This is a genomic window from Polynucleobacter necessarius (assembly GCF_900095175.1).
GTDB classification, from domain to species: domain Bacteria; phylum Pseudomonadota; class Gammaproteobacteria; order Burkholderiales; family Burkholderiaceae; genus Polynucleobacter; species Polynucleobacter necessarius_I.
On the sequence record NZ_LT606946.1, the window covers coordinates 642,413 to 656,517 of the forward strand.

At 47.6% G+C, this 14,105-nt stretch carries 15 protein-coding genes and 1 tRNA gene; 11 read left to right on the forward strand and 5 right to left on the reverse strand.

From position 1 onward, the window contains the following. Nucleotides 1-132: 132 nt before the first annotated feature. Nucleotides 133-1,347 carry a CaiB/BaiF CoA transferase family protein gene (locus tag DXE44_RS03305; protein ID WP_114652625.1) on the reverse strand — a complete coding sequence of 405 codons (1,215 nt, stop codon included), beginning with the start codon at nt 1,345-1,347 and terminating at the stop codon, nt 133-135. A gap of 113 nt (nt 1,348-1,460) precedes the next feature. Here DXE44_RS03305 and DXE44_RS03310 point away from each other — a divergent pair, with 113 nt between their 5' ends. Further along, nucleotides 1,461-2,264, forward strand: a complete 804-nt coding sequence (locus DXE44_RS03310) for an enoyl-CoA hydratase/isomerase family protein (protein ID WP_114652627.1) — start codon at nt 1,461-1,463, stop codon at nt 2,262-2,264. A 27-nt stretch (nt 2,265-2,291) separates the two neighbouring features. On the opposite strand, the gene hemW is transcribed toward DXE44_RS03310, so the two are convergent. Genes hemW through rph form a run of 3 tightly spaced genes read right to left on the reverse strand, consistent with a single transcriptional unit; the run spans nt 2,292 to nt 4,831 of the window. Then, entirely contained in the window at nt 2,292-3,500 is a 1,209-nt protein-coding gene (gene hemW, locus DXE44_RS03315; protein ID WP_114654330.1) for a radical SAM family heme chaperone HemW, read from the reverse strand. Next, nucleotides 3,484-4,083: an RdgB/HAM1 family non-canonical purine NTP pyrophosphatase gene (gene rdgB / locus DXE44_RS03320; RefSeq protein WP_114652629.1), complete on the reverse strand. Its 600-nt coding sequence runs from the start codon at nt 4,081-4,083 to the stop codon at nt 3,484-3,486. Before rdgB ends, hemW begins: the two co-directional genes overlap by 17 nt. Nucleotides 4,084-4,099: 16 nt before the next feature. Continuing rightward, entirely contained in the window at nt 4,100-4,831 is a 732-nt protein-coding gene (rph, locus tag DXE44_RS03325; RefSeq protein WP_114652631.1) for a ribonuclease PH, read from the reverse strand. Between the two features lie 32 nt (nt 4,832-4,863). On the opposite strand from rph, the gene DXE44_RS03330 reads away from it, so the two are divergent. The 4 genes from DXE44_RS03330 to DXE44_RS03345 are packed head-to-tail and all read left to right on the forward strand — an operon-like array spanning nt 4,864 to nt 9,087. Beyond that, nucleotides 4,864-5,805 (forward strand): YicC/YloC family endoribonuclease, encoded by a 942-nt coding sequence (locus DXE44_RS03330; protein ID WP_114652633.1) that lies wholly within the window; start codon nt 4,864-4,866, stop codon nt 5,803-5,805. A 21-nt stretch (nt 5,806-5,826) separates the two neighbouring features. Beyond that, entirely contained in the window at nt 5,827-6,477 is a 651-nt protein-coding gene (gene gmk, locus DXE44_RS03335) for a guanylate kinase (protein ID WP_114652635.1), read from the forward strand. Nucleotides 6,478-6,522: 45 nt separating this feature from the next. Next, nucleotides 6,523-6,726 (forward strand): DNA-directed RNA polymerase subunit omega, encoded by a 204-nt coding sequence (gene rpoZ, locus DXE44_RS03340; protein ID WP_114652637.1) that lies wholly within the window; start codon nt 6,523-6,525, stop codon nt 6,724-6,726. A gap of 15 nt (nt 6,727-6,741) precedes the next feature. Beyond that, nucleotides 6,742-9,087: a RelA/SpoT family protein gene (locus tag DXE44_RS03345; RefSeq protein ID WP_114652639.1), complete on the forward strand. Its 2,346-nt coding sequence runs from the start codon at nt 6,742-6,744 to the stop codon at nt 9,085-9,087. A gap of 16 nt (nt 9,088-9,103) precedes the next feature. Here the strand turns inward: DXE44_RS03345 and greB are convergent, their stop codons facing one another. After that, nucleotides 9,104-9,604: a transcription elongation factor GreB gene (gene greB / locus DXE44_RS03350; protein ID WP_114652641.1), complete on the reverse strand. Its 501-nt coding sequence runs from the start codon at nt 9,602-9,604 to the stop codon at nt 9,104-9,106. 18 nt (nt 9,605-9,622) lie between these two features. Here greB and DXE44_RS03355 point away from each other — a divergent pair. From DXE44_RS03355 to DXE44_RS03380, 6 genes are all read left to right on the forward strand, one after another. Continuing rightward, nucleotides 9,623-9,699: transfer RNA gene (locus DXE44_RS03355), tRNA-Arg, on the forward strand. 88 nt (nt 9,700-9,787) lie between these two features. Beyond that, entirely contained in the window at nt 9,788-10,960 is a 1,173-nt protein-coding gene (locus DXE44_RS03360; protein WP_114652643.1) for an MlaE family ABC transporter permease, read from the forward strand. Beyond that, entirely contained in the window at nt 10,960-11,727 is a 768-nt protein-coding gene (locus DXE44_RS03365; RefSeq protein WP_114652645.1) for an ABC transporter ATP-binding protein, read from the forward strand. The genes DXE44_RS03360 and DXE44_RS03365 overlap by 1 nt, the downstream gene beginning before the upstream one ends. Beyond that, a complete protein-coding gene (locus DXE44_RS03370; protein WP_114652647.1) occupies nt 11,724-12,638 on the forward strand; it encodes an MlaD family protein in 915 nt (304 codons plus the stop codon). The genes DXE44_RS03365 and DXE44_RS03370 overlap by 4 nt, the downstream gene beginning before the upstream one ends. Then, nucleotides 12,635-13,294 (forward strand): PqiC family protein, encoded by a 660-nt coding sequence (locus DXE44_RS03375; protein ID WP_114652649.1) that lies wholly within the window; start codon nt 12,635-12,637, stop codon nt 13,292-13,294. The genes DXE44_RS03370 and DXE44_RS03375 overlap by 4 nt, the downstream gene beginning before the upstream one ends. Before the next feature lie 37 nt (nt 13,295-13,331). After that, a complete protein-coding gene (locus tag DXE44_RS03380) occupies nt 13,332-14,102 on the forward strand; it encodes an SDR family oxidoreductase (RefSeq protein WP_114652651.1) in 771 nt (256 codons plus the stop codon). Nucleotides 14,103-14,105 lie beyond the last annotated feature (3 nt).

A 14,105-nucleotide genomic window follows, 5' to 3' on the forward strand; every position in this document is an offset into this window, starting at 1 on the left:
TGGAATACCCTGTTGCAATGAGGCCTATATTTCTAATCAATGATCTGCCGTTTAATTCATAAGCGACAAGAAAAATTACGTACTGGCTAATCTTGGAGAGTTGCAGCTCACCAATAGATGTCTGCTCTAAGGCTAAGGATTAAATGCTCCACCATCTTCCAATGCTTTTAGTTCGCCACCTGCAATACCTAATTCCTGAAGCACCTCATTAGTGTGCTCACCGAGTAAAGGGGGGTGACGAGATACCTGCTGTGGAGTCCCCATCATCTTGACAGCAAAGCCGATATTTGGAACCTTGCCTTCAATTGGATGATCGATTTCCATGCGCATCTTGCGATGCTTGCCATGTTCGCTATCAAATGCCTGAGGATAAGTGTTGATTGGCCCAGCTGGAATGCCAGCCGCTAGCAGGAGATCCACCCATTCTTCACTGGTTTTAGTAACGAAAGTCTTTTCAAATTCAGATGCCAGTATTAAGCGATTGGCAAGACGTAAGGGATTCGTTCTAAACAATGGATCCTCGAATAGCTCAGGGCGTTCAATTTTGTCGCAGAGCAGTTTCCAAAGTTTTTGATTCGTTGCGCCCATGACAAAGTAGCCGTCTGAGGCCTTCATGGCCTGATAGGGTGCACTCATATGATTGGCGGTACCTAGCTTATAGGGCTCAACGCCGGTGCCCCAGTATTGCGCTGTATCCCATATGGAAAATGCCAGCGCAGAATCAAATAAGGAGGCATCAATAAATTGACCTTCACCCGATTTAGTCTTGCCGATATAGGCTGACAATATTCCATAGACTGCAAAGAGGGCGCAACCAATATCGGCTACTGGAACACCTGCTTTTACTGGAGGGCCATCTGGATAGCCTGTCACACTCATGACGCCGGACATAGCTTGTGCCATCAAATCAAAACCCGGGCGGTCAGCCCATGGACCTGTTTGACCAAAGCCGGAGATACTGGCGTAGACCAAACCTGGGTTGATATCTTTGAGTGTTTGGTAATCGATGCCGAGTTTTTTCATGACCCCAGGTCGATAGTTTTCTACCAAGATGTCTGCGGTCTTCACTAATTCAAAGAAAACTTTTTTGCCAGCATCGGTTTTGAGATTAAGGGTGACGCTGCGTTTGTTGCGATTCATATTCAGAAAGCCCATGCTATCTGAACCTTTCATCTTGAATCCCATGGCGCCACGAGTTTGGTCACCTGTGCCTGGAGGTTCAATTTTGATGACATCTGCACCCAGGTCGGCAAGCAACATGCAGCAATAGGGGCCCGCCATGACTTGACTCACATCAAGCACTCTAACGCCCGCCAGTGGCAGGGGTTTGCTATTTGAAGCGTTCATTTTGTCTCAATTATTTTTATGTTTAGAATGAAGTGCTAATAATAGCTGTCAATATAAATCAAATAGAAAGACCTTGTTGTGAGCCTAGCCCATAGGCTTCATTGATCAATTTCATGGCTAATACCGAAGCTTCCAAAACGCCGTCACTTGCCGAAGTTCATTTAGAGCTTCGTAACGGTATGGCATTCATTACCTTTGATCATGTAGCTGCGCGCAATGCAATGACTGCGCAGATGTATCAAAGCTTAAAGACTATTTGCCAAGATTTAACCAAGAACTCCACCGTACGAGTTGCGATTCTGCGTGGTGCTGGCGGTAAATCTTTTGTATCTGGCAGTGACATTGCCCAGTTCGCCAGCTTTACATCTGGTGAGGATGGTATTCGCTATGAGGAAGGAATTGATGACTACCTCACTCCATTAGCCATGTTGCCTATCCCCACCATTGCAGTCATCGATGGCATGGCAGTAGGCGGTGGGCTTGCTATCGCCAGTTGCTGTGACTTTCGTATCTCTACGCCGGATGCGCGCTTTGGAGTGCCCATTGCCAAGACGCTGGGCAATTGTTTATCCGCCGGCAATGTCGCTTGGCTTGCTGCACATCTTGGTATCAATATCGTCAAGCGCATGTTGCTGTTAGCCGAGTTGGCGACTGCGCCAGAATTACTCCAGCAGGGCTATCTATTGGCTACGTATCCTGCTGAAGAACTAGAGCATGAAGTAAATCAGTTGGCAGAGCGTTTAATGAAGTTAGCGCCCATCACACAGAAATCAACTAAGCAAACTCTTGCAAGACTCATCAAAAATAACCTACCTGATTGCAGCGATTTGATTCGGGAGTGCTATGGCAGTAAGGACTTTAAGAATGGGGTTGCTGCATTTTTGGATGGGAAGCCACCCGTCTGGACAGGAAAGTAATTCAATTCCCGTATCAGTAGCTAGCGCTTACAAAAACATCTCTTGTAAATTATTCAGGTAACGCAAACCTTGTTCGGTAGCCTTCAGCTTGTTGGGGTTTGAATCTAACAAACCTTTTTTACAAGCCTCATCCAATCCTTTTGAAACCACATTGAGTGGCAGGCCCGTACGCTCGCTAAAGGTGATGGTGTCAACACCATCAGTGAGACGCAATGTATTGAGCATGAATTCAAAAGGAAGGTCTTTGCTTGGGATCTCCCTCGCTTCAATCAAGGCATCCCCTTTGCTTTCCATTGCCTGCATATAGGTCTCAGGGTGACGCTCTCGCACTTGCCGGGTGATTTTGTCTGGGAAGGAGATCTTTCCATGGGCTCCGGCGCCAATGCCAATGTAATCACCAAAGCGCCAGTAATTGAGATTGTGTTTGCACTCTTGATCTTTCTTGGCATAGGCAGAGACTTCGTAGCGTCTATAGTCTGCTGCTTCAAGGAGGGCTAAATTCTGCTCAAAGATTGCATCAATCTCATCTTCGTTAGGTAGCTTGGGTGGGAAATTAGCAAAGTAGGTATTCGGCTCAAGCGTCAGGTTATAGAGGGACAGATGTGGCGTCTTAAATGAGAGAGCTGTTTCAATATCTGCTTTAGCAGCTTCCAGGGTTTGATTTGGTAGGCCGTACATCAAATCTAAATTGACCGACTTGAAGTGCTGCAAGGCAATCTCAATCGCGCGCTTGGCTTCTTCACCATTATGAATACGTCCCAAGGCTTTTAACTGCTCATCCTGAAAACTCTGAATGCCCAAAGAGACTCTATTAATGCCTGCCTTAGCAAAGCCTGCAAACTTGTCGGTCTCCACTGAGCCAGGGTTAGCTTCCATCGTGATTTCGCAATCGGGCTCTAAATTTACTCTTGCCCGAATAGCTGACAGTAACTCATTCATGCCGTTAGCAGATAACAAGCTAGGCGTGCCACCACCAATAAAGATGCTGTGGACTTGACGACCCCAGATGCGAGGCAGCTCCGTTTCGAGATCAGTAATAAGTGCATTGATATAGCGCGCTTCATCAAATCCTTGCGAAGCTTTCCCGCCATTGCTTACATCTTTAATTTGATGTGAGTTGAAGTCGCAATAAGGACACTTCTTTTCGCACCACGGAAAATGAATGTACAAAGACAGCGGGGGTAGGGCAGTGAGTTTTGGCGTAGTGGCCAAAACGGGATTAAGCGTATTCAGCACGGCTTTGAATTTTTGCAATGAGTTCGCGCAATGCTTGGCCGCGGTGGCTAATGAGATTCTTCTCTGAAGGCCCTAGTTCCGCAGCGGTGATACCGAGCTCAGGCAAAAGGAAGTGAGGGTCATAACCAAATCCATGACTTCCTTTAGCTGCATCAATAATTTGCCCATACCAACGGGTTTGCACAATCAGTGGCTCCGGATCATTAGCGCTATTGACCATCACTAGCGCGCAGACATAATGCGCTCCACGATCGGTTTTTCCTTGCAGTGCTGCAATGAGTTTTTGATTGTTGGCGGCGCTATCCCCATCAAGACCTGCATAACGAGCTGAGTAGACGCCGGGCACACCATCTAATGCATGGGCGCAAATTCCGGAATCATCGGCAAGTGCGGGTAGGCCACTAGCAGCGCTGGCATGGCGTGCTTTAGCCAAAGCATTCTCAACAAAGGTGTGGTGAGGCTCTTCAGTTGATGGAATGCCTAATTCGCCTTGAGGGACAACATGAAAATGGAATGGCGCCAAGAGCGCCTGAAACTCTCGAACCTTATCACCGCTATTTGAGGCGAGTACAAGCTTTTGCACAATCTACCTTTGCTCTTTATTGAAATGCTTTATGTTGAAGCTGGGTTAAATCTTGGATGCCTTGCTCCGCCAGATCTAATAGTGCATTTAATTCAGCGCGGGAGAACGCTGCGCCTTCAGCTGTACCTTGCACTTCAATCATGCCACCTTTGCCAGTCATAACGACATTCATATCGGTATCGCAAGAAGAGTCTTCTGGATAGTCCAAATCAAGCACTGGCACGCCTTGATAGACCCCAACAGAAATCGCTGCAACGCTATCAATAATGGGGTCTGATTTGAGTGCGCCACTTTGCAGGAGTGTGTTAATTGCATCACGTGCAGCAACATAGGCGCCCGTAATCGATGTGGTTCTGGTTCCACCGTCAGCTTGCAAGACATCGCAATCTAGATGGATAGTTCTTTCGCCTAAGACTTTTAAGTCAAAGACGCTACGCATCGCGCGACCAATCAAGCGCTGAATCTCTTGTGTGCGACCAGACTGCTTACCTCGTGCAGCTTCACGATCACTACGGGTATGAGTGGAGCGGGGGAGCATGCCGTATTCAGCAGTCACCCAACCCTCACCTGAGCCCTTTTTATGAGGAGGCACCTTTTCCAGAACGCTGGCAGTACAGAGTACCTTGGTATCACCAAATGCAATCAGAACTGAGCCTTCTGCGTGCTTGGTAAAAGCCCGGCTGATGCTCACTGGACGCAATTGCGTGGGGGTACGGCCACTAGGGCGGGTGATGTTGGGCTTGGTCATGGGGTTTGGTCCTAAAGATCTACAATGTCCATATGATATCGAGCATGACTGGTTATGGCAGCGCTTCACGCCAAGTCTCCCTAGGAGCTGGTGTAGTAGCTGATCTGCAGGTGGAATGTCGGGCTGTCAACAGCCGCTTTCTGGATTTGGGCTTTCGTCTTCCGGACGAGTGTCGCGGGGCTGAGCCTGCCTTACGAGAGATGGCGACTCAAAGCCTATCCCGAGGTAAGGTCGAGTTTCGGGCTGCATGGCGCGTTAATTCGGGTGCAGCTGGGGCGGCCAAAGCCAACCCCCATGCCTTGGGCGCCTTAAACAAAGATCGTTTAGATGCTTTGTATACCCTTCAGGAGCATGCTCAAGTCGCCTTTCCTAATGCAGAGGCATTGCGTATCGCCGATATTTTGCGTTGGCCAGGGATTGTTTCTGAGCCAAGAGGTGAAGAGGAGGGTTGGATTGCAGCAACCGTAGAAGCGGGTCGTGCCGCTTTGGCTGCCCTCATGGATAGTCGCCATGCTGAGGGCAAAGCGCTTGTGACGGTATTAACAAACATCACTACCAAGATGCGTGAGATCGTGAAAACGATTGAGCCCAAGGTTCCGGTTTATGTTGCCCAGTATCAAGAAAAGCTCACAGAGTGTCTTGCTGAGGCACTGGCTGCCCAAGAGCAGGCTAAAGGTAACGGTGGCTCTGGTACTGAATTGATGGAGCGTATTCGTCAAGAGGTGGTGCTTTACGCGGTTCGTATCGATGTTGCGGAAGAGTTTGCTCGACTCAAGACTCATCTTCAGGCGGTGGATACTGCGTTGGCAGGTAAAGGGCCGGTAGGGAAGCGTTTAGATTTCTTGATGCAAGAGTTGAACCGTGAGGCCAACACTTTGAGCTCCAAATCTGTTTCTGAAGAATGCACTCAAGCCGCCTTAGAGCTCAAGCTCTTGATTGAGCAGATGCGTGAACAAGTCCAAAATTTAGAGTAACCATCACTTACACAAATTATTATGGCCAGCCCTAAACCTAAAGCCAACCCATCTCCCGCTTACCAAGGTAGCATGTTGATGATCGTTGCCCCATCGGGCGCCGGAAAATCTTCTCTGGCGAATGCTTTGTTGCAAGAAGATGCGGCACTCAAGCTCTCCCTTTCCACTACAACACGTGCGCCAAGGCTGGGTGAGGTGGATGGCAAGGACTATCGCTTTATTAAAAGAGATGAATTTATAGCTGAACGTGACCAAGGTAATTTCTTAGAGCATGCTGAAGTGCACGGTAATTTTTACGGCACTTCTAAAGCTTGGATCGAAACTCAGATGAAAACCGGGCGTGATGTCATGTTGGAGATCGACTGGCAGGGTGCCCAGCAAATTCGGCAGATTATTCCCGAGGTACAGTGGATCTTCATCTTCCCGCCTTCATTTGAGGCTCTAGAGGAGCGCTTGCGTAAACGTGGGCAGGATGACGAGGCAACTATTCAGAGAAGGTTAGCTGCAGCGCATTTAGAGCTTCAGCATGCCCATGAAGCAGATTTCATTGTCATCAACGATGATTTTGAGCAGGCTTTAATTGATTTACGCCATATCGTCGCAGCCAGCCGCTTACGCTCAGGGCCGATTATGGCTCGCAACCCTGCGCTTTTAAGGCGGCTTGGGGTCTAATCAGTTATCCTATAGGTATTGAAGCTAAATTTAAGTGAGTTCAGCATGGCCCGTATTACTGTAGAAGATTGTCTAAAAACTATCCCAAATCGTTTTGAGCTGGTATTGGCCGCGACTTATTGTGCACGTCAATTAGTTCAAGGTCACTCCCCACGTGTTGAGTCCAGAGATAAAGCAACTGTAGTTGCGTTACGTGAAGTTGCTGCTGGTGTAACTGACCGTGACATGTTGACCAAAGTACCTTTGTAATTCAGGGGTTCCGTTGTGGAGCTCCCCTTAGGCGACCCAATCACATCGGAATCCAAAGGGCAGCTCTCGCCCAAAGAGACTGCTAATAGCGATAAGTCTTCGATCATCGCAACTTTGTTGGCTCAATCGAGTCGACATTTATTTGGCCCTACTTCTGCGCCAACACTGCCACTAAAGCATCAGGTTGTTTCTATTGAAGGGCTGATTTCTAAATTAGGCTATCTCAAGCCCGAAGAAGTTGCACTCATTAAGCAAGCATTTCATTTTGCTGATGCAGCCCACCTTGGACAATATCGCCATAGTGGCGAGCCTTACATTACCCATCCTGTTTCCGTTGCCGAACTGTGTGCCACCTGGCATTTAGACGCATCCTCCATCATGGCGGCGTTACTGCATGACGTGATTGAAGATACGGGATGCACTCAAGCGGATCTGGTTGGAAAGTTTGGTAGCAAAGTAGCTGAGCTTGTAGAGGGTTTGACCAAGCTGGATAAGTTGGAGTTCCAGAGTCATGCTGAAGCGCAAGCAGAAAGCTTTCGCAAGATGTTTATGGCAATGGCTCGTGATGTGCGAGTTATTTTGGTCAAGCTGGCTGATCGCACGCACAATATGCGCACTCTTGATGCTGTGCCAATGGAGAAGCGTCGCAGGGTGGCTGCTGAAACAATTGAGATCTATGCTCCGATTGCACATCGCTTAGGTCTCAATATTATTTACCGCGATCTACAGGGCCTGAGTTTCCGTTACTCAATGCCTATGCGTTTTAGGGTGATCGAAGATGCGGTGAAGCGGGCGCGAGGTAATCGCAAAGAGATGGTGGAAAAGATTTTGCAGAACGCTCGCATGGCCTTTGCAAAAGTGAATCTCGAAGTTGATCTACAAGGCCGAGAAAAAACCCTCTTCAGTATTTACAGCAAAATGCGCAGCAAGCATCTGAGCTTTTCTCAAGTACTTGATGTCTATGCCTTCAGGGTTACCGTTCATTCGATTGATGAGTGCTATCGCGCCCGCGGAATTTTGCATGCTCTCTATAAGCCAATGCCGGGCAAGTTTAAGGATTACATTGCAATTCCTAAGCTCAACGGCTATCAATCTTTGCACACAACACTCTTAGGACCATCGGGTGTGCCGGTTGAGTTCCAGATACGTACTGGTGATATGCATGCAGTCGCTGAGGCTGGCGTTGCTGCGCACTGGGCTTATAAGGATGGCGGACCTGATATGAGCGAGGTGCAAAACCGGGCTCATCAATGGCTGCAATCCTTGATTGATATTCAGGACAGCAGTGGGGATTCACAAGAATTCTTAGAGCACGTCAAAATTGATTTGTTCCCAGATGCAGTTTATATTTTTACACCAAAGGGTCAGATTAGAGCCTTGCCACGTGGCGCCACTGCTTTAGACTTTGCTTATTCGATTCATAGTGATGTGGGTAATACCTGTGTTGCTGTCAAGATTAATGGCATGCAATTGCCGCTACGTAGTGAGTTAAAGAACAGCGATATTGTTGAGGTGGTGACATCGGCCAACTCCCAGCTGAATCCGGGCTGGTTGGCATTTGTCAGGACGGGTAAAGCTCGCGCCTCTATTCGGCATTCACTAAAGACCAAGCATTACGCCGAATCTCTTCAGTTGGGGGAGCGCCTCTTGGCTCATGCTTTACGTCAACAAGGGGTAGATGCTGGACTTTTATCTCCAGAGATCTGGGAAAAGTTATTGCATTGGACTGGGGATAAAACGCGCGAGGAGGCTTGTGTCAATATTGCCTTGGGTCGCAGATCCGCTCAAGAGTTAGCAATTCGATTGAAGATCTTGATTGATGATGAAGGCGGTTCAGAGCAAATGCGCCTGGGCGCGGCAGATTGGGTCGCTCCTCATCAAGAAGTTACCTCACACCATCATCAGCGTCAGACTATTTTGGTAGATGGTCGCGAAGGTAATTCGATTAGCTTTCAAACCTGCTGCCATCCGATTCCAGGGGACAGCATTATTGGCTATCTCGGCAAAGGTGAAGGCTTGCAGGTGCACACGAATGATTGCCCAGTAGCCCTCAAAATGCTTTCGAAGGATAGCGATAAGTGGGTAGAGGTCGAGTGGGGCAAAGAGGTTAACCGAGAGTTTGAAGTTGACCTGGCAATTGATACGCGCCAAGGTAAAGGTGTATTGGCTAGGGTAGCAAGCAGTGTGACTGCTACAGACTCCAACATCATGAACGTATCGATGGATGACCGATATAAAGAAGATACTGTTACGATTCGATTCACAATACAAGTATCGGATCGTTTGCACCTCTCGAAGGTGATGCGCAGTCTGCGCACTAATCATGATGTGATGCGTGTAACCCGAGTACGGGGTAGTTAATTCCTGTATTTACTAGCTACTGGTACTGAACTTCTAGGATTTCAATTTCGCTAGGGCCGCTTGGCGTCTGAATTTTGACGCAATCACCCACGCGTGCCTTGATCAGGGCTTTAGCAATCGGGGAGACCCAACTGACATGCCCGAGCTCTAAATCAACCTCATCAACCCCCACAATGGTGATGGTCGTCTCCTTGCCTGCATCAACCCCCTCTAGGCATACATATATCACGGTCGCCCCAAAAAATACCTGCTCAGCATCTGTATCTCCTGATTTTCGGGCCTGGTTATCGACTACTACGGCAAATTCCAGGCGTTGGTTTAGGAAGCGAATCCGTCGATCTATCTCCCGAAGTCGCCTTTTCCCGTAAATGTAGTCCCCATTTTCAGAGCGATCGCCATTGGAGGCGGCCCAGTGAACAACCTTGACAACCTCAGGCCGATCAAGGTTCAGGAGCTGTAAAAGCTCGCTTTTGATACGTTCATGACCGGCGGGTGTGATGTAGTTCTTCTCTTCCATGGCATAATTATAGCTATTGCGGCTGTAGCTCAGCTGGATAGAGTACTTGGCTACGAACCAAGAGGTCGTGGGTTCAATTCCTGCCAGCCGCACCAACCTATACAGGGCCTAGTTGAAAAACTGGGCCCTTTGCTTTTTCTGGTGTTTCATCGAACGTACACGGACTTCCCTTATAGTTTGGTTATGAGCATTTCTGACCCCAATTTGTCCCCTGAGATGGCCCCTATAGCGACTTGGTCGCAAGTAGACCAGACGCGCGCTCAGGTTTCTTTAAGTGGCGTGGCCAATGTCTATTCTTTAGCAGGAGTCTGGACGCAAATTAGCCAACAACAGGCGGCTTGGTTACAACAGGGTGGTGGCGGGGGTCAGCACCTGATTTTTGATGCCTCCAAAGTGAGTTCACTTGATGGTTCAGCGTTTGCATTCTTAATTGATATTCAAGAGGCTCAGCAAAAAGGTGGCGGCGAGTTTGAAATTGTTGGTTTGGATCCAAAGTACCAACCTTTGTTACATGAGTTTGACCCTATCAACAATCTCTTCCCAGTGCCTACTCCAAAGCAAAAGACTAGTTTTGTGGTGAGCACTGGTATGGCCACCCAAAATCTATTAGATGATGCGCGTGGCTTAATTACCTTTACAGGGCATTTAGCAGCGGATTTAGTGTGGTCTATTCGCCATATCAATCAGGTGCGTTGGGGTGATTTTGTTAATGCAGCTGTCGAAGCTGGTATTGCTGCCTTGCCAATTGTGGGTCTCGTGTCATTTTTGATTGGCGTGATTCTGTCTTTCCAAGCAGCAATTGGTATGGAGCAGTTTGGCGCCGTTTCTTTTGTCGGTCCCTTGGCTGCGCTTGGCATTGTTCGTGAGATGGGTCCTTTGATTACTGCCATCTTGTTGGCAGGTCGATCATCTGCTGCTTTTGCAGCCGAGATTGGTACGATGACTGTCAACAGTGAGATTGATGCTTTGGTAACTGGTGGCTTAAGTCCAGTACGTTTTTTAGTGGTCCCCAGAGTGCTGGCAGGTATTTTGGTAATGCCCATTTTGACCTTATATGCCGATATTGTGAGCATCTTCGCTTCCATGCTAACAATACAAATTTACGGCATTCCATTCATTAATTTTTATAACGGAATGTTATCCGCAGTTGGTATTGAAGATATTTTGTCTGGCTTATTGAAGGCCACCCTATTTGGTGTAGTGATTTCAGCAGTTGGTTGCTTGCGTGGCATGCAAACTGGTACCGGTGCTGCTGCTGTGGGCATCTCAGCTACTCGCGCAGTAGTGAGCAGTATTGTCATGATTGTTTTAGTGGATGGCATCTTTGCCTATATTTCTTATAGGACTGGTTTCTGATGACTACTTCAGATAACGCAATCGACGTTCAAAATTTGACTGTGGGTTATGGCTCCAAGGTCTTACTGCAAAACCTGAACTTTTCCGTTCAGAATGGTGAGATTTTTGTCATCCTGGGTGGCTCTGGCTGTGGTAAATCAAGCCTCTTAAAGAATTTATTCGGTCTATATCAACCGCTCGCTGGAGATGTATTGATCGAAGGGCAAAACATTACTACTGCCCAAGGCGCAGATCGTCAAAAGATTATGGCTAGCTTTGGGGTGATGTATCAACAGGGCGCCTTATTTGGCTCCATGAATTTGCTTGATAACGTGACGCTCTTTATGGAGGAGTACACGCACTTAACTAAACCCCAAATGGATTTATTGGCGCGCTGCAAATTGGATCTGGTTGGTTTGTTGCCATATGAGTCTTATATGCCCAGTGAAATTAGTGGTGGCATGCAAAAGCGCGCTGCGATTGCAAGAGCGATGGCGCTAGATCCCAAGATCTTGTTTCTGGATGAGCCTTCAGCCGGATTAGATCCCATTACCTCTGCTGATTTGGACAGCACGATTCTCGACCTCTCAAAAAATTTAGGCTTTACTTTTGTTATCGTTTCACATGAATTGGCAAGTATTTATTCCATTGCCGATAAAGTCATCATGTTGGATAAGGATGCTAAAGGCATCATTGCTGAGGGTGACCCTAAAGTATTGCGAGATACTAGCAAGGACCCTCGCGTACATCAATTCTTTAATCGCATCATGAGTAAGGACGCAGCATGAGCAATAACACCAACCCCAATTACTTTCGCCTGGGTATTTTTGTGCTGGCAGCGATCGGAGTGCTGCTGGCCGTCGTTCTCATTTTTGGCTCAGGAAAGTTTTTTAAGAAATCCTTCCATGTTGAGACTTACATTAAGCAATCGGTTACCGGTTTAGATACGGGTGCTGCTGTGCGTTTTCGTGGCGTAAAGGTTGGCCAAGTTTCCTTTATCGGCTTGACTGGTGATACCTATGAGAGAGATACCCCACTGCTTGATCGCCGTGAATATGTCGTTGTGCGCATGCAAATTTTTGGTGATGGAGTTGATTCACAGGATTTTGCAGGCTTAATCAAGAATGGTATGCGCGCCCGTGTGAAATCGATGGGGATTACAGGCGTTAATTATGTTGAGCTGGACTTCAGTTCCAATGCATCTCAATATCCTCCGCTTCCTTATCACTGGAAGCCAGAGTATGAGGTTGTGCCATCTTTGCCTAACCAGGCTGACGAAATCATTTCTGGTATTCAGAAGTTGATCGGTGCTTTAAATGCATTGGATGTAGATGGGACTCAGAAGAAGTTTGATGCACTCTTGGGTAATCTGAATTTACTAATGGCAGGTGATGGCAAAGAAAATTCTGGTTTAGTGAGCTCCGTAAAAGACCTGAATGTTTTATTGGCTCGCATTGCTAAAGTAACGGATAAAGGCGAGCTCGAGGTATTAATCAATCAATTGGTTGCGACTATGGTGTCATTACGTCAAACGGTGAGCAGTGTGCAGGGTGACACTACGGCAACAATGGAAAATATTCGCCAGGCAACAGAAAACCTGAACGAGTTTTCTCGCATCGCTAGCCAGTCTCCTTCAACCTTAATTTGGGGTGAGCCACCTCCAAAAATTACCCCTCCTATGAATGGAGTTCAGAAATGAGCATTCGAACCCTAAAAAATTCCTCTGTTCTCCAGTTTCTGGTTTGTGTCATCGCAATTGCCAGTCTCTCCGCCTGCTCGCTTCCACAGCGTCCTGCCATAACTACCAGTAGTTGGATGGTTGGTCCTGAGAGAACAGGTGCTCCGAATACGCCTCGCTCTGATTTATGGCTCAAAATGGGCTCGGTATCTACTACGCCACCATTTGATGGTAAATCTTTGGTTTATCGCTTGGGCGATCAGCGCTATGAAAAAGATTTTTACAATACCTACTCCGCGCTACCCAACGAAATGATTAGCAGTGCCACACGTCAGTGGATGAATCAAGCTCAAATTTTTGCAATGACGGTAGGGCAGGGAAATAGCTTTTTCCCGTTTTACACGCTACAAGCTTCTGTAGATGAATTCTATGGAGATTACCGGGTACGCCCTGAGGCAGTTGTGACTGTTGAATTCTTTTTGACAGTAACTAATGGAACTCGGTCTAATCCAGTGGTTGGGACCAATCGCTATACCAAGCGCGTACCCCTAAAGGACAATACTCCTAGTGCTTTAGTGCAGGGTCAGCAGGAAGCATTGGCGCAGATCTTAAAAGAGTATGAGGTAGCGCTGTATCAGTACGCAGCGAATTTGCCTAAGTCCCTCGGAAAACAATAATTCATAAAATGAGTCATTATTAAAATATGGGGGCGATATGAATTTAGGTCTAAATGGAAAAGTAGCTCTGGTGCTGGCCTCAAGCCGAGGTTTGGGTCAGGCAATGGCAGTTTCTCTGGCTCGTGAAGGTGTTAAGGTAGCGGTGACCGGCCGCAATCCCGAGGGTTTAAAAAAATCTGTTGAGTTAATTGAAGCTGCTGGTGGAACTGCCTTAGCTTTGAGTTGGGATTTATCGGACCCTTCAGTTATTGACGGCTTAGTAAGTAAAATAGAAAAAGAGCTTGGCCCGATTGATATCTTGGTGAACAACACTGGTGGACCGCCTCCAACTCTAGCTGCTGGTCAAGATCCTGCTTTATGGCAAAAGAGTTTTAATGACATGATCCTATCGCTCATCAGCATTACTGATCGAGTACTTCCGGGGATGCGTCAGCGCAAATGGGGTCGCATTATTACCAGCACCACTTCTGGTGCGATTGCCCCAATTAAAAACTTGGCAATCTCCAATACCCTGCGCGCTGCGCTATTAGGCTGGTCTAAAACCCTGGCAGCTGAAGTTGCTGTCAATGTGATCATGCCGGGTCGTGTAGTAACGGATCGCTTGCGCCAATTAGATGAAGCGCGTGCTCAACGCGAGAACATCAGCTATGACTCTGTTGTGCAAGCCAGCTTGAAACAGATTCCGGCAGGCCGCTATGGTGATCCCCAGGAATACGGTGATACTGCCGCGTTTCTAGCAAGTCAGAATGCTTCCTATATCACTGGGTCAGTGATCCGTGTTGATGGTGGCCAGATTCAGGCGATTTAATCG

What these genes read in the sequence shown, in the direction of transcription:
- rpoZ (WP_114652637.1), top strand. Translation starts at nt 6,523, where the DNA reads ATGGCCCGTATTACTGTAGAAGATTGTCTAAAAACTATCCCAAATCGT.
- DXE44_RS03330 (WP_114652633.1), top strand. Translation starts at nt 4,864, where the DNA reads ATGATATCGAGCATGACTGGTTATGGCAGCGCTTCACGCCAAGTCTCC.
- DXE44_RS03380 (WP_114652651.1), top strand. Translation starts at nt 13,332, where the DNA reads ATGAATTTAGGTCTAAATGGAAAAGTAGCTCTGGTGCTGGCCTCAAGC.
- DXE44_RS03305 (WP_114652625.1), bottom strand. Translation starts at nt 1,347, where the DNA reads ATGAACGCTTCAAATAGCAAACCCCTGCCACTGGCGGGCGTTAGAGTG.
- DXE44_RS03375 (WP_114652649.1), top strand. Translation starts at nt 12,635, where the DNA reads ATGAGCATTCGAACCCTAAAAAATTCCTCTGTTCTCCAGTTTCTGGTT.
- greB (WP_114652641.1), bottom strand. Translation starts at nt 9,604, where the DNA reads ATGGAAGAGAAGAACTACATCACACCCGCCGGTCATGAACGTATCAAA.
- DXE44_RS03370 (WP_114652647.1), top strand. Translation starts at nt 11,724, where the DNA reads ATGAGCAATAACACCAACCCCAATTACTTTCGCCTGGGTATTTTTGTG.
- DXE44_RS03365 (WP_114652645.1), top strand. Translation starts at nt 10,960, where the DNA reads ATGACTACTTCAGATAACGCAATCGACGTTCAAAATTTGACTGTGGGT.
- gmk (WP_114652635.1), top strand. Translation starts at nt 5,827, where the DNA reads ATGGCCAGCCCTAAACCTAAAGCCAACCCATCTCCCGCTTACCAAGGT.
- DXE44_RS03360 (WP_114652643.1), top strand. Translation starts at nt 9,788, where the DNA reads ATGAGCATTTCTGACCCCAATTTGTCCCCTGAGATGGCCCCTATAGCG.
- DXE44_RS03310 (WP_114652627.1), top strand. Translation starts at nt 1,461, where the DNA reads ATGGCTAATACCGAAGCTTCCAAAACGCCGTCACTTGCCGAAGTTCAT.
- rph (WP_114652631.1), bottom strand. Translation starts at nt 4,831, where the DNA reads ATGACCAAGCCCAACATCACCCGCCCTAGTGGCCGTACCCCCACGCAA.